Genomic DNA, 16,603 nt, shown 5'->3' with positions numbered 1-16,603 from the left:
CCGGTCGGTCCGGCCCCCTGTCCGTCAGCCCAGTTCCAGCTGTCCGTCAGCCCAGTTCCAGCGTGGTCACGCCGAAGACCCGCTCCCCGGTCATCTCCCGGACCGGGCCCGTGTACATACGGGCGGTCTCGAACGTGGGCTTCATGCCGCGCGCCTCGGCCATGGCGACGGCGTGCGGCTGGGTCTCGGGGACGTCGATGACGACTCTCTCGCCGTCCGCCTCGGCCGTGAGGGCGTCGAAGAGCTCCTCGGCGTCGGCGCGCGTGTCGGCGAACAGGGGTCCGATGCGCCGGGCGCCATGGGCCGGGCGCAGCACGCCGTATCCGGTGATGCGGCCGTCGACGATACGTACGAGGGCGCGGTGTCCCGGAGCGGTCAGCCACGATTCCAGGAAGCGCGGGCGGTCGGCCGGACAGCTCTCGGCGTCGTACGCGGTGATCGCCCGCAGGCCCGCGGCCTCGACCGGCAGGATCTGCGGGGACCTCGATGCGCCGGGCGGCACGGGCACCGGGCCCGCGTACCGGACGGTGCGGTGGGCGAGCTCGAAGCCCGAGCGGCGGTAGTTGTCCTGCTGGGCGACCACGCCGTCGAGGCCGACGGTGCGGGTGCCCGCGTGGGCGAGGGCCGTCCGCCAGGTGGCGAGGCCGTGGCCGCGGCCCCGCATGTCGGGGCGGACGAGGTAGAAGCCGAGGAAGGCGTACACCTCGTCGTAGTTCACGACCGAGATCGCGGAAACCGGCTCGTCGTCGATGCGGCCGATGAAGAATCCTTCCGGGTCCTGCGCGAAGAACGACGCGCTGTCCCGCAGGCCCGGATTCCAGCCCTCGTCCGCCGCCCATCCGCCGACGACCTGCCAGTCGTCGAGCGTCGCCCGCGTGATGGTGAGCCGCCCGGGGCCCGAATCCGTCATCTGTGCACCCTTCGTACGTCCTGCGCCGGAGGGGGCCGCCCCCTCTCACCGGAAAGGGACGGTCCCACACGTCGGAGAGGGACCGTCCCCGGCACGGCCGCCTTCGCCGCCGCACCGAATCCATCCTGCCCGGCTCCACTCCCCGCTATCCGCTCCGGTGCCGCGATGGATGGCCGGTTTCCCGCGGGGCGTGGTCGGATAGGCGACGTACATCAACTGAGCTTCGGGAGGCCAGGATGTTCGTCCCGTTCGGGGCCCTAGATTTTCTGGACCGCGCCACGACCGTATACGGGGAACGGGTCGGCATCGTCGACGAGCCCGATCAGCCGGCCGAGCCCTGGGAGGGGCTGACCTATCGGCGCGTGGGCGAGCTGGCGCGGGCGCAGGCCGCCGGTCTGGACGCGCTGGGGGTGCCGCACGGCGCACGGGTGGCGGTGGTCTCGCCGAACAGCGCACGGCTCCTCACCTCGTTCTTCGGCGTGAGCGGTCACGGCCGGGTCCTCGTGCCCGTCAACTTCCGCCTCTCCGCGGAGGAGGTGAGCTACATCGTCGGCCAGTCTGGGGCGAGCGTCCTGCTTGTCGACCCGGAACTGGAGGACCGGCTCTCCGGGGTGACCTGCAAGCACCGCTACACGCTCGGCCCGGAGGCGGACGCGGAGCTGTACCGCTTCGACACCGAACCCGAGCCCTGGCAGCCCGACGAGAACGCCACCGCGACCATCAACTTCACCAGCGGAACGACGGCGCGCCCCAAGGGCGTACAGATCACGCACCGCAACATCTGGGTGAACGCCCTGACGTTCGCGCTGCACGCCGGGGTCACGGACCGGGACGTCTATCTGCACACCCTGCCGATGTTCCACGCCAACGGCTGGGGTATGCCGTTCGCGATGTCCGGCATGGGCGCGCGCCACATCGTGCTGCGCAAGGTGGACGGCGCGGAAATCCTGCGCCGCGTGGCCGAGCACGGGGTCACGGTCATGTGCGCGGCGCCCGCGGTGGTCAACGCTGTCCTTGCCGCGGCGCGGACGTGGGACGGGGAGATCCCGGGCCGTGATCGGGTGCGCATCATCGTCGCCGGAGCTCCGCCGCCCACCAAGACGGTCGAGCAGGTCGAGTCCGAGCTCGGCTGGGAGTTCATCCAGATCTACGGCCTCACCGAGACGTCTCCCCTGCTCACCATCAACCGTTCCCGCGCCGAGTGGGACGACCTCGGCTCGCAGCAGCGCGCGGAGAAGCTGGTCGCGGCCGGGGCCCCCGCCCTGGGCGTCACGCTGCGCACGTCGGACGAGGGCGAGGTGCTCGCCCGCTCGAACGTGATCCTCGAGGGGTACTGGGAGCAGCCCGAGGAGAGCGCGAAGGCCCTGGAGGACGGTTGGTTCCACACGGGCGACGGCGGAACGATCGGCGCGGACGGCCATCTGACGATCAGTGACCGCAAGAAGGACGTCATCATCACCGGCGGCGAGAACGTGTCCTCCATCGAGGTGGAGGACGTCCTGTTCAGCCATGCCGCGGTCGCCGAGGTCCCGGTCATCGGGGTGCCCGACGAGAAGTGGGGCGAGACCATCAAGGCCCTTGTCGTCCTCGCCCCGGGCGCGCAGGCCACGGAAGAGGAGCTCATCCGGCACTGCAAGGATCACCTCGCCGGCTTCAAGGCGCCCACCTCGGTGGAGTTCCGCGACGAACTGGCCCGCACGGCCACCGGAAAACTCCAGAAGTACAAGCTGCGCGGGCCCTATTGGGAGGGCCGCGAGGGCGGCGTCAACTGATCCGCGGCACGCCGCGGCACTACCAGTCGGCGCTCGCGTTCGTCTCGCAGAGCTCGAAGACGGCCTCCCCGGTCTCCGGATCTGACCCGGCCACGGGCCGCACGCGCGCGCCGACCCATACGAGGTGCGGCGAGGCACCCACGACACGGCAGCGGAACACGAACCCCTCGGGGAAGCGGACCAGGGACTCGTTGCGCGCGGTCCCCGTGTAGCGGTTGACCACGCTGGACTGGACGACGACGCCTTCGCCGTCGCTGTGCTCGGTCGCCAGATCACTGGACGCGCACACCGGACACAGCATGCGCCGGAAGGACGCGGTGTTGCACCATCGGCAGCGGTGGTAGGTCAGGCCGGTTCGCTCGTGCTCTGTCGGCGCGACGCTCAATTCCTGCTGGGACACCGTCTCGACCCCCTGCGTTCGGCTCGGATGCGCCGCGCTCGGCGTCGACGCCTCCGCACCATATGGCACTGAGTGCCAGCAGGTAAAGGCACTGAGTGCTACCTGTTGCTTTCAGTCCTGGCCGAGGGCCGACTCGACGCGCTGGACCACGCGCCACATGGGGGCGCGTTTGGAGACCACCATGACCACGACCTCGTCGTCGGTGCCGCCGGCGGCCGCCTCCCCGTTCGCGGCGGCGCTCCCCCAGCCGCTCCGTACCAGCTCAAGGGCATGGTCCACCGCGGCCTCCGCGTCACCGTCGCCGCCCGAACGCAGCCAGGAGCGCAGGGCGTTGTTGTGCGCGGCGACCACGGCGGCGGCGATCACCTCGGCGCGCAGCGAGCCGTCCTCGGTCTCGGCGTAGCGGCCGCGGAGGTAGCCGGCCATGGTGCGTTCGTAGCGGCGCACCACGGAGAGTTCGTACGTACGAAGGCCGGGGACCTCCTGCGTGAGGCGGTAGCGCTGTACGGAGAACTCCGGATTCGTGGCGTACATGCGCAGCACGATCCGGGCCGCGTCGCACACGGCCTCCACGGGATCACCGCCGTCGGCCGCGTCGAGGAACGCCGTCATGTCGGCGAGGCAGCTCTCGTGGTCGGGGAAGACCGCGTCCTCTTTGGACGGGAAGTACCGGAAGAAGGAGCGGCGCCCGACACCGGCCCGCGCCACGATGTCGTCCACCGTGGTCTGCTCGAAGCCCCGCTCCAGGAACAGCTGGAACGCCGCATGGGCGAGCACCTCCCGCATGGGGGCCTTCTTCGCTGGTCCGCGCGCCTCAGTCATGCGGGGAACGTAGCATCGTGATGCCCCTTCTGGCACTACGTACCTTTACAGGGGGTACTGAGTGCCATAACGTCGTCATGACGAACAACACCAGGTAGGAGAGCCGGCGTGAGCTTGAGGATCGTTGTCACCGTGAAGTACGTGCCCGACGCCACCGGCGACCGGCACTTCGCCGATGACCTGACCGTGGACCGGGATGACGTCGATGGCCTGCTGTCGGAGCTGGACGAGTATGCGGTCGAGCAGGCGTTGCAGATCGCGGACGAGGCGGATGACGCGGAGATCACCGTGTTGACGGTGGGTCCGGAGGACGCCAAGGACGCGTTGCGCAAGGCGCTGTCGATGGGTGCGGACAAGGCCATCCATGTGGAGGACGAGGACCTGCACGGCACGGATGCGCTGGGCACCTCGCTGGTGTTGGCCAAGGCGATCGAGAAGGCCGGCTATGACCTGGTGATCTCGGGGATGGCGTCCACCGACGGCACGATGGGCATCGTGCCGGCCCTGCTGGCCGAGCGCCTGGGCGTGCCGCAGGTGACCCTGCTGTCGGAGGTATCGGTGGCCGACGGGAAGGTGACGGGCCGCCGGGACGGCGACACCGCCTCCGAGCAGCTGGAGGCGGCGCTGCCGGCGGTGGTGTCGGTGACCGACCAGTCGGGCGAGGCGCGCTACCCCTCCTTCAAGGGCATCATGGCCGCCAAGAAGAAGCCGGTGGAGGCCTGGGACCTGTCGGATCTGGATCTGGAGGCCGGGCAGGTGGGCCTGGAGGGTGCCTGGACGACGGTCGATGCGGCCACCGAGCGGCCCGCGCGCAGTGCGGGCACGATCGTCAAGGACGAGGGCGAGGGCGGCAAGCAGCTCGCCGAGTTCCTCGCGGGCCAGAAGTTCATCTGAGCCCCGCCGCCCCCTCCTTCTCTCGCTTCCTCGTCTCTGCAAAGGATTGAAGTTTCATGGCTGAAGTTCTGGTCTACGTCGACCACGTGGACGGTGCCGTCCGCAAGCCCACCCTGGAGCTGCTCACGCTGGCCCGCCGCCTCGGCGAGCCGGTGGCCGTCGCGCTGGGCAGCGGCGCCGCCGAGACCGCCGGCGCGCTGGCCGAGCACGGCGCGGTGAAGGTCCTCACCAGCGAGGCCGCCGAGTTCGCCGACTACCTGGTGGTGCCGAAGGTGGACGCGCTGCAGGCCGCCTACCAGGCGGTCTCGCCGGCCGCGGTGCTGGTGCCCTCCTCCGCGGAGGGCAAGGAGATCGCCGCGCGTCTTGCGGTGCGCATCGGCTCGGGCATCATCACCGACGCCGTCGACCTGGAAGCGGGCGACGAGGGCCCGGTGGCCACGCAGTCGGCGTTCGCCGCCTCCTACACCACCAAGTCCCGTATCACCACCGGCACCCCGGTCATCACCGTCAAGCCCAACAGCGCCGCGGTGGAGGCCGCCCCGGCCGCCGGTGCGGTCCAGGCCCTTGAGGTGTCCTTCTCCGACCAGGCCACCGGCACGAAGGTGACCGCGCGCACGCCGCGTGAGTCGACCGGGCGTCCGGAGCTGACCGAGGCCGCCATCGTGGTCTCCGGCGGCCGCGGTGTGAACGGCGCGGAGAACTTCCACCTCATCGAGTCCCTTGCCGACTCGCTGGGGGCGGCCGTGGGCGCCTCGCGCGCCGCGGTGGACGCGGGCTGGTACCCGCACTCCAACCAGGTCGGCCAGACCGGCAAGTCGGTCTCGCCGCAGCTGTACATCGCCTCGGGCATCTCCGGCGCGATCCAGCACCGGGCGGGCATGCAGACCTCCAAGACGATCGTGGCCATCAACAAGGACGCCGAGGCCCCGATCTTCGAACTGGTCGACTACGGCGTCGTCGGCGACCTCTTCGACGTCGTCCCCGCCCTCACCGACGAGGTCAACACCCGCAAGGGCTGAACACGTGTGACGGGCCTGACCGGTGGTTCCGCCACCGTCAGGCCCGCCGCGTACCGCTCCCCCGCCGGAGGGTCGCGGTGAGGTCGTCCAGGTACCGCGCGACGGGACCCAGCGTGAGCAAGCCGCTGCCCGCTCCGGCCAACTCCCCTTCAGCGGGCGTCAGTTCGGCGTGAGCGCGCTGCATCGTCTCGCGGTCACCGATGGCGATCGCCGCTCGTGCGGTCAGGCACCACAGGGCTTCGAGCAGTAGGTCGCGGGGCGGTTCGGGGAGTCGGCGCAGGGCCTTCGCCGCCTCTGCGCGGCGGTCTTGGGCCAGCAGCAGCAAGGGGCGGACCCAGGGTTCGTAGGGGCCCCAGTCCGTTTTCTCGTGGTTCTCGGCCCAATTCCCTTCGCTCAGAACGCCGTTCGGGGTGCTCTTTGCGCTTTGTAGCCGTAGGGACAGCTGGGCGAGCGGCAGCAGTCCGTGTTCAAGGCCCGGCATGCCCGCGCCGTCCAGTCGTGCGGCGGCCTCCTGGTACGCGGCCTCGGCTGCCGGTGTCTGCCCTGTCGCGGCGAGCCGCAGCGCCGCGTACCAGTCGGTGAACACGCCGACCAGCGGCAGTTCATGACGTTCCGCCAGGAGATCCGCGGCTTTCGCGTGGCCGTCGGCTCCCTCGAAGTCCGCGAGTGCGCTGCGGGCCTGGAGGCGGATGAGGTGGCCCGTGACCTCGTAGGTGGTCAGGCCGTTCCGGGCGGACAGGGCGATCAGCTCGGCGCCGATCGCATCCCGGCGGGCGGCAAGCCCCGCGCGGGAAAAGGTCTGCATGAACAGGCCGTTGAGGGTGAACGCGAGGAGCGCGGGGTCGTCGAGACCGCGGGCGATCTCCTCCGCCTGGCGGGCCGCCTGGGGTCCGCGCGCCGAGCTCGTACCGCGGGACTCCAGGGCGATCGTGGCCAGCAGACGGGCCCGTGCCGCGGGGTGCGCGTCCGGCCGGAGCGCGGCCAGGGTGCGTTCGGCCGCCGCCACCACCTGCGCGGCCTGCGGCGGGTCGTCGACGCGGGTCCAGATCGCCGGGACGTCGTACGCGCCGATCACGCGGGCGGTGAGTTCCGCGTCGCCCAGTTCCTCCGCCGCCTCGATGGCCGCCACGCGGTGCTCGCGGGCCGCTTCGAGGCCGCCGCCTCCGGTCACCGCCAGGTTGCGCAGCAGGCCGACCGTGGAGTCGAGACGGGCGCGGGCCCCGGACGCCACGGCCCGGTCGTAGGCGGTGGCGGCCCGGGCCCACACCCGTTCGGCGGCGTCGCCGGTCCGCGGCGGCGCCGGGTCGAGGTGGCGGGCCTGGCCGAGGATGTCCGCCTCCAGGCGGCGCAGCGCGGGGCCGGGGTCCACGCCGAGCTGCTCGACCAGGAGCGCACGGGCCCGGCGCAGAACCGCGAGCGCGTCGCCCTGCCGTCCGGTGCGGTAGAGCGCGAGGGCGAGGAGCCGCCAGGCGTCCTCACGCCAGGGGTGCTCGGCCACATGCGCGTCCAGGTCGGGCACCGCGTCGGCCGCTCGCCCCAGGTCGAGGCGCGCTCCGGCCCGCAACTCGACCGCGTGCAGGCGCAGTTCGCCCAGGCGGGAGCGCTCGGAGCGGGCCCAGGGCTCATCGGCGAACTCGGCGTAGGCCGAACCGCGCCACCACCCGAGCGCCTCCTCCAGACAGGCGAGGGCGTCCTGCGGCGGCAGGTTCGCGGCGGCCGTCACCGCCTGCTCGAAGCGCCAGGCGTCCACCGTGCCGGGCTCGGCGCGCAGGGCGTAACCGGGCCCCTCGGTGACGAGCAGCCGGGCCGGGGTGCGGGGCGGGCGCTCCGGTTCGAGGGCCCGGCGCAGGGCGGCCACGAAGGTGCGTACCGCCCCGACCGCGTCCCCGGGCGGCTGCGCCCACAGGTCGTCGACGAGGCGGGCCACGGGGACGACGTGACGGCGGGCGACGATCAGGCGGGCGAGCACCGCGCGGTGCCGCGGCCCTTTCAGCGCGATGGCGCCCCCGGCACCGTCCCTGGCCACCACAGGACCGAGGACCCCGAACGCGACCTGCACGCCTGACCACCTTCCGCGGGCATCTTCACGGGCGCCGCCCGGCATCATCCAGAGCATCGCCCCTGGTCACGGTAGCGCGCTCATTGGATGCTCATCGGCGCCCGGCAGGCTCGGAAGCACTTGTTCCGCCACCGAAGGAAGCGAACCATGAGCCCTGCCATCGAGAACTTCGCCTACCGGCGCGTGCCCGTGTCGGACGGCGTGAGCCTGAACGTCGCCGTCGGCGGCTCGGGCCCGCCGCTCGTGCTGCTTCACGGCTTCCCGCAGACCCATCTGATGTGGCGGCACGTCGCGGCGGATCTCGCCGCCGACCACACGGTGATCTGCCCCGACCTGCGCGGCTACGGAGCGAGCGACAAGCCCGCGGAGACGGACGGGAGCACGTACTCCAAGCGCACCATGGCCGCGGACGTCGTCGCTCTGGCGCGTGCGCTGGGGCACGAGCGCTTCGCGCTCGCCGGACATGACCGCGGCGCCCTGGTCGCGTTCCGTGCCGGGCTCGACCACCCCGGCACGATCACGCACCTCGCCTGCCTCGACGTGCTGCCCACCCTGGACATGTGGGACGTGATGCACGGCGTCACCGCGGCCGTCGGCTTCCACCTCTATCTGATGGCCCAGCCTCCGGGCCTGCCGGAGCAGCTGATCTCCGCGGCGCCCGACGCGTTCTTCGGGCACTTCCTCGACATCTGGACGAACGACCCGGGGGCGATCCCCGCCGATGTGCGCGCCGCCTATCTGGACGCCTGCCGCGCCGCGGTGCCCTCGATCGTGGCCGACTACCGCGCCTCCGCCGGTATCGACGCCGACCACGACCGGGCCGACCGGGACGCGGGCAACAGGCTGGCGATGCCGGTCGCCGTGCTCCAGCAGGACTGGGGCGCCGCGCTCGGCTTCGACGCGGCCGCCCTGTGGGGCGCCTGGGCGCCCGACCTGCGGCACACGCCCGTCACCTGCGGCCACTTCATGGCCGAGGAGGCCCCCGCCGAGATCGCCGGGGCGCTGCGGGAGCTCCTCACGGGCCACCGGTCGGAGCAGCGGAAGTGCGCACAAGTAGCTGATATCCGGTAAGCCGGACAGATGGGCATGCGCACCGCCGTCGCTGACCGGGTGCGTATGCTCGCCGCAGATTTCCGTTCGGGGATTGTTCGCGGATTTCTGTTATCGCCGTGCGCTCCTGCGTTCTCCCAGGTGTAAGGCCACAACGTGCCGACGAAGAAAGCGAGTGAGGCATTCCATGATCGGTGATCACGATCCTCTGGTGACGGCGGCGCAGACCGGGGACCAGCAGGCGCAGGACGACCTGGTGGCCGGATACCTGCCGCTGGTCTACAACATCGTCGGCCGGGCGCTCGACGGCCATGCCGACGTCGACGACGTGGTGCAGGAGACCATGCTGCGGGCCCTCGCAGGGCTGTCCTCGCTCCGTGACCCGGCGAGCTTCCGGTCCTGGCTCGTGGCCATCGCCATGAACGAGATCCGCAGGCACTGGCAGCAGCGCTCGTCCGGGCAGAAGAGCCCGAGCCCGCTGCACGAGGCGCACGACGTCGTGGACCCCGGCGCGGACTTCGTCGACCTGACCATCATCCGGCTCGGCCTGGTGGGGCAGCGCCGGGAGGTGGCCGAGGCCACCCGCTGGCTGGACACCGACGACCGCGCGCTGCTTTCGCTGTGGTGGCTCGAGGTCTCCGGCGAGCTCACCCGCGCGGAGGTCGCATCGGCCATGGAGCTGCCGACGCAGCACGCCACGGTCCGGGTGCAGCGGATGAAGACCCAGCTGGAGACGGCCCGGATCGTGGTCCGCGCGCTGGCCGCCGAGCCCCGCTGCCCCTACCTGGGCGACGTGGCGGCCACCTGGGACGGCACGCCCTCCTCCCTCTGGCGCAAGCGCCTGGCCCGGCACGTCCGTGACTGCGCGATGTGCTCGGGCCACGGCGCGGGCCTGGTGCTCGCCGAGCGCCTTCTGGTGGGCGTCGCCCTGGTGCCGCCGACCGCCGCTCTCGCCGCTCCCGGCGCGATACGCGCGATGGGCGCGGCCGATCCGCTGCAGCCGGCCGGCTCATCGCAGATATCGCCCGACGCGCACACCACGGCCGGGAACACGTACGAGATATCCGGCGCCCGGAGCGCCCCGGCGAGACACGCCGCACAGCGCCACCGGATGCCGCGCAAGGGCCGTACGGTCGCCGCCGGAATCGCCGTGCTCGTCGTCGCGACCGGGGTCATCTACTCGGCCACGCGCCCCTCGGACGGCGAGAAGACCGAAGCCGAGCCGCTCACCGCCTCCCAGCCGCCCTCCACGGCCGCTCCCACCACCACCTCCCCCTCGCCGAGCAAGTCACCGTCGGCCTCCCCCAGCAAGAAGAAGCCTTCCCCCAAGCCCACGCCGTCGAAGTCCAAGACGAAGGCGCCGAAGCCGAAGGCGACCCCGAAGCCCACCCGTACCAGCAGCCCGCCCCAGGCACCGCAGGCCCCGGCGGGCAACTCGTACAGCCAAGAGGTCACCCGGCTCGTGAACGCCGAGCGCGCCAAGAGCGGCTGCGGCGCGGTGACCCTCAACAGCAAGCTGGGCGACGCCGCGCAGGGCCACTCCGACGACATGGCCGAGCGCGACTTCTTCGACCACACCAACCCCGACGGCAAGGACCCCGGCGACCGGGTCACGGCGGCCGGCTACCGGTGGACCACCTACGGAGAGAACATCGCCGCGGGCCAGCGCACCCCGGCGGCCGTGATGGACTCCTGGATGAACAGTTCGGGCCACAAGGCGAACATCCTCAACTGCTCCTTCAAGGAGATCGGCATCGGCTACCGGCAGGGCAGCGGCGGCCCCTGGTGGACGCAGAACTTCGGCGCGCGGTGAGCACGGGTCGCCGGGGCGGCGGCCGACGGGCGCGGGAGCCTGCGTTCGAATAGCGTGAAATGCGACAGGATTCCCGCACGAGGAGGCCCTCGCGATGTCCGCGTACCCGGAAGGCACGCCCTGCTGGGCGGACGCGATGTTCCCCGACGTGGAGGCCGCGAAGAGCTTCTACGGGGAGCTGCTCGGCTGGACGTTCGACTCCGGCTCGGATGAGTTCGGCGGCTATGCGCAGGCGCGCTCCGACGGCAGGGCCGTGGCCGCGGTCGTCCCGCAGATGCAGGGCGTGGAAGGACCCGCCGCCTGGAACCTCTACTTCGCCTCGCCCGACGCCGCCGCGACGGCCGCGAAGATCCGCGACCACGGCGGGACTCTCGCGGTGGAGCCGATGCGGGTGGGCGAGTTCGGCACCATGGTGACGGCACAGGAGCCCGGCGGCGCGTACTTCAGCGTCTGGCAGGCCGGTGCCCACGAGGGCTTCGAGAAGGTCGGCGAGCCCGGCGCGTACTGCTGGGCGGAGCTGACCACGCGGGATCCCGCGGCGGCGGACGCGTTCCTGCCGTCCGTGTTCCCCTTCGAGATGCGGACGATGGACGTCGACGACGTGGACTACGGCGTCTTCCAGGTCGGCGGCAGGCCGGTGCTCGGGCGTCTGAAGATGACCGCGGACTTCCCCGCGGACCTGCCGCCGTTCCTCAACGTGCACTTCGCGGTGGACAATTGCGACGCCGCGATCGTCACCGTCACCAAGCTCGGCGGGCGGCTGCTCTCCGGCCCGATGGACAGCCCCTTCGGCCGCTTCGCCACGGTCGCCGACCAGCAGGACGCCGCCTTCAGCATCGTCGATCTGTCGACCACGGAGGGCGAGATGCCGTCCTACGCCTGAGCCCCCGCGTCCCCGCGTCCTTGTGCCCTTGGGTCCCCGCGCCACAGCGCCATGCAGCCGAACCCGCCCCCGGGAGGCGTCAGAGGACGTCGGCGAGCGTGAGGCCGGCCGCCAGCAGGCCGAAGCTCAGCAGGACGACCACGAAGACGGCCAGCAGCGGAATCCATCCGATGAGTCCCTCGCGGATGGTGCGCCCCGCCTTGAGACGGCCTTGCGGGCGACGTACTTCCGTCCGCAGGTCGAGGCGTTCGGCGGCCCGGTCCGACACGACCACGCCCGCACCCGGCGGCCTGCGCAGCAGCGCCCTGCGCACCGGCGAGTCGACCGTGTCGTCGCCGCCCGCGAGCTTGTCGAGGATGATCCGCACGCCGTGCGCGTCGGTGAGGATCAGCCGGTCGTCGGTCCGGACCTGGCCCGGCACCTCCATGCGGCCGACCTTGGTGAGCGCGGCGAGGTCGACGGTCCGCCGCCCGGTCAGGGTGCGTGCGGTCAGCAGATCGCCGTCGTGGAGGCGGGCGCGCCAGCCCATCGGGGCGTACGCCGCGACCAGGAGGCTGACGAACGGCGAGACCAGGCTGAGGAAGAGGAACCCGTCGTCGATCGACCGGGCCCGGACCAGCAGGACCGGCACCACGAAGAGAAGGGGCGGTGCGAGGAGGGCGACGGCGTCGGACACCCGCCGTGCCGTACGCCCCTGCCCCCGGAACGCCTCCGCCCGTGCGGCGGAGTCGGCCCTGTTCCCACGCGCGTTGATCGTCACGGCGGTGACGCTATCGCGCGGGGACCGCCCGGCGGCGGACGGGTCCGGACAACCGCGTACGGCTCAGCGCAGGGCGCCGCCGGACCCGGGTCCCGGGGGATGGGCGGTGATGTGCGGGCAGCCGTCCGCTCCCGGCACGAAGTCCACGCCGGTCTCCTCCGCCATCGCGGCGAAGAACTTCCGGCCCTCGGAGGACTGCCGGGACGTGGACCACGCGTACGCGGACCACGGGTCCGCGGCGCGGTGCAGTGCCTCGCGCCCCAGGCCCATGCCCTGCCATGGTCCGGCGATCGCGATCGTGTTGAGGTGGGCGGCGCCGCACACATGGCACACCTGGTACTCGACGTGCCCGATGTCGCGGCCCTTGCCGTCCAAAAGCGTGATGACCTGGCAGCCCGCCGCCACCGCCGCCGGGGCCCATCGATAGGTGACCGCCTGCGGACAGGGAGGAGGCGGTCTTCGGAACTTCACGGCGCCGCGCTCACGCGCGCCGGTCTGCGATGCGTGACTGCGTCGGCACGGGACATTGCGAGCACAGTAGCCACCGGGCGCAACACCCGTACATCCCCGTTACGAGTGCTTCTTCGTGCCCCGAGGGGTGCGTCGGCGGCCATCAGGCGGGCTGCCTCGGTTCCATCAGGCGGGCGAGCAGGTCGTCCAGGCTGACCAGGCCGGTGAGGCGGCCCGATTCGTCGCAGAGCACGGCGAGCGAGGCGCGGCGGCGGCGCAGTTCCTCCACGGCGTGGCCCACGGTGTCGTCGGCGGCCAGTTCCGCGACGGGGCGCGCCAGTTCGCGGGCCGTCAGGGCGCGGCCGCGGGCGCGGGCCACCAGGGCGTCACGGGCGTGCACCGAGCCGAGTACGGCGGCACCGTCCCTGACGAGCAGCCGCGTGCGGTCGCTCGCCGCGGCCACTTCGAGGACCTCGTCGATGCTCGCGTCCGCCGGGACGGACGTGATCTGCGCGGCCGCGGTCTGGAGGTCGCCGACGGCGGTCAGCGGCGCGGTGAGCGAGGTGGTGATGAGGCCGGAGTCGGTCTCGCTGATCAGGCCGAGCCGCCACGACTCCTGGACCAGGTGCGTGAGTTGCTCCCGGTTGTGGACCGAGGTGAGCTCGTCGCGCGGGGTGACCTTGCAGAGGCGCACGAGTGCGTTGCTGACCTTGTTGAGGAGGGTCAGCAGCGGCCGTACGACCTTGACCACGGCGCGGAAGGGCGGGGTGAGCAGCATCGCCGAGCGCTCGGGGTGGGCGATGGCCCAGGACTTGGGGGCCATCTCGCCGACGACCATGTGCAGGAACACCACGACGATCATGGCGAGCGCGAAGGCGATGCCGTAGCTGACCCCGGCGGGCAGGCCCAGCTTGGCCAGGATCGGGTCGAGTTCGTGGGAGATGGCGGGCTTGGAGACCGAGCCGAGGCCCAGGGTGCAGACGGTGATGCCGAGTTGGGCCCCGGCGAGCATCAGGGACAGCTCGCGCATGCCCGCGAGCGCGGACTTGGCGCCGCGCTGCCCGGCGGCGACCGCGCGCTCCATGCGGTGACGTTTGGCGGCGACGAGCGCGAACTCCGCGGCGACGAAGAAGCCGCTGGCGATCAGCAGCAGGACGGTGACGAAGAGGGCCATCGGGAAGCTCATGCGGTGGTCTCCTCGGCGGTCGGCGCCTGCGCACCCGGCAGGCGCTCGATCCGTACGCGCTCGGGCACGTGCCGGTCCAGGCCGAGTACGGCGACGGCGACCCGGCTGCCGTCGGACAGGTCCACGGTCAGACGGTCACCGATGGCCGGGAAGCGGCCGAGGCGGTCCACGATGAGCCCGGCCACGGTGTCGTAGTCGTCCTCCTCGGGCAGGTCGATGCCGGTCGCGTCGGCCACCTCGTCCAGGCGGCGGCCCGCGTCGACGAACCAGCCCGTGCCGTCCGCGACCGCGAGTTCGACGACCGTGTCGGACTCGTCGGCGATGTCCCCGACGAGTTCTTCGGCGATGTCCTCGTAGGTCACGATGCCCGCCACTCCCCCGTGCTCGTCCAGGACGACGGCGAACTCGTCGTCCCGCTCACGCATCTGCGCCACCGCTCCCGGCAGCGGCAGGGTGTCGGGAAGGAGCAGGGGGCGGCGGGCCTGTTCGCCCGCCGTGGTGCGCTCGAAGCGGTCGGCGGGCAGCCGCATCAGCTCGCGCACCCCGAGGACGCCCGCGACGTCGTCGGGATGGTCGCCCATGACGGGATAGTTCGAGTGCCCGTGCACGGCGATGAGCCGCACCGCCTCGTCCGCGGTGGCGTCCTTGCGCACGAACGTGACGTCGGCCCGCGGCACGAGGACCTCGCCCAGCGTGCGCTCGGAGAACTCCAGGGCGTGGTCGAGGAGTTCGGCGCTCTCGCGCGGCAGCTGGCCGTGCTCGTGGGACTCGCCGATGAGGTGGCTGAGCTCTTCGAGCGTGGCGCCGTGGTGCAGCTCTTCGACGGGCTCGATGCCGATCCTGCGCAGGAGGCGGTCGGCGGCGCCGTCGAAGACGCGGACGACGGGTCCGACGACCTTCAGGTACGTCAGCGTGGAGGCGGCCAGGGACTTCGCGAGCCGTTCGGGGACGGCGAGCGCGAGGTTCTTGGGGGCGAGCTCGCCCAGGACCATCTGGAGCACGGTGGCGACGACGAAGCCGAGGACCACGGAGAGGGCGGAGACCACGCCGTCGGAGAGGCCGGTGCCGTCCAGGGCGGGCTTGAGGAGCCCGGAGACGGACGGCTCGGCAAGGAAGCCGACGACCAGACCGGTGACGGTGATGCCCAGCTGGGCGCCCGACAGCATGAACGAGAGCCGCCCGAGCACCTGCACGGCACGGGCCGCCCGCCGGTCGCCCGCCTCCGCCTCGCGCGCGAGCGCAAGACGGTCCGCGGCCACGTAGGCGAACTCCTGGGCGACGAAGTATCCGGTGCCCGCGGTCAGGACGAGAACGGCGAGCAGACCGAGTACGGCGGACAGCAACAGTGGCTCCGTTCCGATGAAGGGGCGTGCCCGTCAATTCTCGACGCGGCCGGGGCGTACCGCCACGCCGGACGGGGCTACGCCGCTGCCGCGCAACGACAGTGGGTGGAGAAGTATGGCTAACTTCTACACCCACTGTAAAAGAATCGCAAAAAAACCGTCTCCGGAGTGCCACGAAGGCGGGGCCCCGGCGCGCCCCCGCCCCCTACGGGGCACGGACTCCGAGCGCGCGCAGGAGATCCGGCAGAGTGCTGCGCAGCTCCCTGCTCCAGTACGGCGGGGAATGGGTCCCCGCGTAGAAGTGCGTGGTCACCGGAGCGCCCGCTGCCGCCAGGCGGGTGGCGAGGGCCCTGGACTCCTCCCCCATGATCGCTTCGGTCGGCGAGACGACGTTCTCGGGGAAGGGGGCGTCCGGGTCCTCCAGGCCGGGCACATGCGGGTCCGGCTCCACGTCCGGCGGATCGAGGGCACCCGCGGTCCCGTCCCCGCTGGACAGGTGCACGGGAGTGCCCCGCAGCCGCTGGGCCAGGTAGTAGGGGTCGTGCGCCTTCCAGTTGGCTCGCTGCGCGACAGGGTCGCCCCACAGCGCCCGCCAGTCCATGCCCATGTAATCGAGGCCGGCCTTGACCGCGTGGGGGTGCTGGAGCGGGTGGACGTAACCGCTGTAGCCGGCCACCGCCCGGAACAGGCCCCGGTGGCGCGCCGCGTAGGAGATGGCGCCGAAGCCGCCCTGCGACTCCCCCGCGGCCACCCGGCGGGTCCCGGCACCGTACTTGCGTTCGAGCAGCGGCCGCACCTCGTCCAGGTGGAAGGACTCCACGCCGGGCGGGCCCCCGGCGCCCTTGTTCCACCAGTCGCTGTAGAAGCCGAATACCGGCATCTCCGGCATCACCACGAGAACGTCACGCAGTTCGGGCAGCTCGTGGACCGCGTAGTCCTGGGTCCAGGCCTCGGGGTCGCCGTGTCCGCCCGCCAGCAGATAGAGCACCGGCCAGCGGTCGCCGGGGGCCCGCCGCTCCCAGCCGTCGGGGGTCAGGAGGCGCACCTTGGCGTCGCGTCCCAGGGCCGCCGAATCAAGGGTGAGTTCGACCAGCCGGGAGTCGAGCCTCTTTTCCCGCACCACCTCGGGCCCGGTGCCCCGGGTGTCATCGACGGCTGCCGCCGCACCCTGAGGAACGAGGAGCGCCGCCGTGGTCAGAGCGGCCATCAAGAGGCGGGGCAGTAGTCGTACGGAACGCATGG

At 72.0% G+C, this 16,603-nt stretch carries 15 protein-coding genes; 6 read left to right on the top strand and 9 right to left on the bottom strand.

Annotation, left to right across the window (positions count from 1 at the left end; genetic code table 11):
- Window positions 1–46 precede the first annotated feature (46 nt).
- A complete protein-coding gene (locus tag ABZ906_RS05760) occupies window positions 47–910 on the bottom strand; it encodes a GNAT family N-acetyltransferase (protein WP_361377758.1) in 864 nt (287 codons plus the stop codon).
- 236 nt (window positions 911–1,146) lie between these two features.
- On the opposite strand from ABZ906_RS05760, the gene ABZ906_RS05755 reads away from it, so the two are divergent.
- Window positions 1,147–2,682, top strand: coding sequence for an AMP-binding protein (locus ABZ906_RS05755; RefSeq protein ID WP_361377755.1), 1,536 nt, complete (start codon window positions 1,147–1,149; stop codon window positions 2,680–2,682).
- A 19-nt stretch (window positions 2,683–2,701) separates the two neighbouring features.
- Here ABZ906_RS05755 and ABZ906_RS05750 read toward each other — a convergent pair whose 3' ends face one another.
- Together ABZ906_RS05750 and ABZ906_RS05745 are read right to left on the bottom strand one after the other, a co-directional pair.
- Window positions 2,702–3,082: a hypothetical protein gene (locus tag ABZ906_RS05750; RefSeq protein ID WP_361377752.1), complete on the bottom strand. Its 381-nt coding sequence runs from the start codon at window positions 3,080–3,082 to the stop codon at window positions 2,702–2,704.
- Between the two features lie 111 nt (window positions 3,083–3,193).
- A complete protein-coding gene (locus tag ABZ906_RS05745) occupies window positions 3,194–3,904 on the bottom strand; it encodes a TetR family transcriptional regulator (protein WP_361200184.1) in 711 nt (236 codons plus the stop codon).
- Between the two features lie 108 nt (window positions 3,905–4,012).
- Here ABZ906_RS05745 and ABZ906_RS05740 point away from each other — a divergent pair, with 108 nt between their 5' ends.
- On the top strand, window positions 4,013–4,798 hold the full coding sequence (locus ABZ906_RS05740; RefSeq protein ID WP_361200048.1) for an electron transfer flavoprotein subunit beta/FixA family protein: 786 nt from the start codon (window positions 4,013–4,015) through the stop codon (window positions 4,796–4,798).
- A 56-nt stretch (window positions 4,799–4,854) separates the two neighbouring features.
- Window positions 4,855–5,817, top strand: a complete 963-nt coding sequence (locus ABZ906_RS05735) for an electron transfer flavoprotein subunit alpha/FixB family protein (RefSeq protein WP_361377749.1) — start codon at window positions 4,855–4,857, stop codon at window positions 5,815–5,817.
- A 37-nt stretch (window positions 5,818–5,854) separates the two neighbouring features.
- Here the strand turns inward: ABZ906_RS05735 and ABZ906_RS05730 are convergent, their stop codons facing one another.
- On the bottom strand, window positions 5,855–7,876 hold the full coding sequence (locus ABZ906_RS05730; RefSeq protein ID WP_361377746.1) for a BTAD domain-containing putative transcriptional regulator: 2,022 nt from the start codon (window positions 7,874–7,876) through the stop codon (window positions 5,855–5,857).
- Window positions 7,877–8,023: 147 nt separating this feature from the next.
- On the opposite strand from ABZ906_RS05730, the gene ABZ906_RS05725 reads away from it, so the two are divergent.
- The 3 genes from ABZ906_RS05725 (at window position 8,024) to ABZ906_RS05715 (ending at window position 11,622) form a co-directional block, all read left to right on the top strand.
- On the top strand, window positions 8,024–8,947 hold the full coding sequence (locus ABZ906_RS05725; protein WP_361377743.1) for an alpha/beta hydrolase: 924 nt from the start codon (window positions 8,024–8,026) through the stop codon (window positions 8,945–8,947).
- A 166-nt stretch (window positions 8,948–9,113) separates the two neighbouring features.
- On the top strand, window positions 9,114–10,739 hold the full coding sequence (locus ABZ906_RS05720; RefSeq protein ID WP_361377740.1) for a sigma-70 family RNA polymerase sigma factor: 1,626 nt from the start codon (window positions 9,114–9,116) through the stop codon (window positions 10,737–10,739).
- Window positions 10,740–10,833: 94 nt separating this feature from the next.
- Window positions 10,834–11,622, top strand: coding sequence for a VOC family protein (locus ABZ906_RS05715; protein ID WP_361377737.1), 789 nt, complete (start codon window positions 10,834–10,836; stop codon window positions 11,620–11,622).
- Window positions 11,623–11,701: 79 nt separating this feature from the next.
- Here the strand turns inward: ABZ906_RS05715 and ABZ906_RS05710 are convergent, their stop codons facing one another.
- The 5 genes from ABZ906_RS05710 to ABZ906_RS05690 all read right to left on the bottom strand — a co-directional run bounded on the left by ABZ906_RS05710 (window position 11,702) and on the right by ABZ906_RS05690 (window position 16,601).
- Window positions 11,702–12,382 (bottom strand): hypothetical protein, encoded by a 681-nt coding sequence (locus ABZ906_RS05710; protein ID WP_361377734.1) that lies wholly within the window; start codon window positions 12,380–12,382, stop codon window positions 11,702–11,704.
- 63 nt (window positions 12,383–12,445) lie between these two features.
- Entirely contained in the window at window positions 12,446–12,853 is a 408-nt protein-coding gene (locus tag ABZ906_RS05705; protein WP_361377731.1) for an N-acetyltransferase, read from the bottom strand.
- A gap of 142 nt (window positions 12,854–12,995) precedes the next feature.
- Complete coding sequence (locus ABZ906_RS05700) at window positions 12,996–14,018, bottom strand: hemolysin family protein (protein ID WP_361377728.1); 1,023 nt, start codon at window positions 14,016–14,018, stop codon at window positions 12,996–12,998.
- Entirely contained in the window at window positions 14,015–15,358 is a 1,344-nt protein-coding gene (locus tag ABZ906_RS05695; RefSeq protein ID WP_361186107.1) for a hemolysin family protein, read from the bottom strand. The genes ABZ906_RS05700 and ABZ906_RS05695 overlap by 4 nt, the downstream gene beginning before the upstream one ends.
- A 208-nt stretch (window positions 15,359–15,566) precedes the next feature.
- Window positions 15,567–16,601, bottom strand: a complete 1,035-nt coding sequence (locus tag ABZ906_RS05690) for an alpha/beta hydrolase-fold protein (RefSeq protein WP_361377725.1) — start codon at window positions 16,599–16,601, stop codon at window positions 15,567–15,569.
- Window positions 16,602–16,603: the final 2 nt, after the last annotated feature.

The organism is Streptomyces sp. NPDC046925 (assembly GCF_040644915.1).
Lineage (GTDB): Bacteria > Actinomycetota > Actinomycetes > Streptomycetales > Streptomycetaceae > Streptomyces.
The sequence above is the reverse complement of the archived record's forward strand: the minus strand, read 5'-3'. Positions and strand labels throughout refer to the sequence as shown.

Coding starts and splice junctions, on each gene's coding strand:
- ABZ906_RS05715 (WP_361377737.1), top strand. CDS start 10,834: ATGTCCGCGTACCCGGAAGGCACGCCCTGCTGGGCGGACGCGATGTTC.
- ABZ906_RS05735 (WP_361377749.1), top strand. CDS start 4,855: ATGGCTGAAGTTCTGGTCTACGTCGACCACGTGGACGGTGCCGTCCGC.
- ABZ906_RS05745 (WP_361200184.1), bottom strand. CDS start 3,904: ATGACTGAGGCGCGCGGACCAGCGAAGAAGGCCCCCATGCGGGAGGTG.
- ABZ906_RS05725 (WP_361377743.1), top strand. CDS start 8,024: ATGAGCCCTGCCATCGAGAACTTCGCCTACCGGCGCGTGCCCGTGTCG.
- ABZ906_RS05760 (WP_361377758.1), bottom strand. CDS start 910: ATGACGGATTCGGGCCCCGGGCGGCTCACCATCACGCGGGCGACGCTC.
- ABZ906_RS05720 (WP_361377740.1), top strand. CDS start 9,114: ATGATCGGTGATCACGATCCTCTGGTGACGGCGGCGCAGACCGGGGAC.
- ABZ906_RS05755 (WP_361377755.1), top strand. CDS start 1,147: ATGTTCGTCCCGTTCGGGGCCCTAGATTTTCTGGACCGCGCCACGACC.
- ABZ906_RS05690 (WP_361377725.1), bottom strand. CDS start 16,601: ATGCGTTCCGTACGACTACTGCCCCGCCTCTTGATGGCCGCTCTGACC.
- ABZ906_RS05700 (WP_361377728.1), bottom strand. CDS start 14,018: ATGAGCTTCCCGATGGCCCTCTTCGTCACCGTCCTGCTGCTGATCGCC.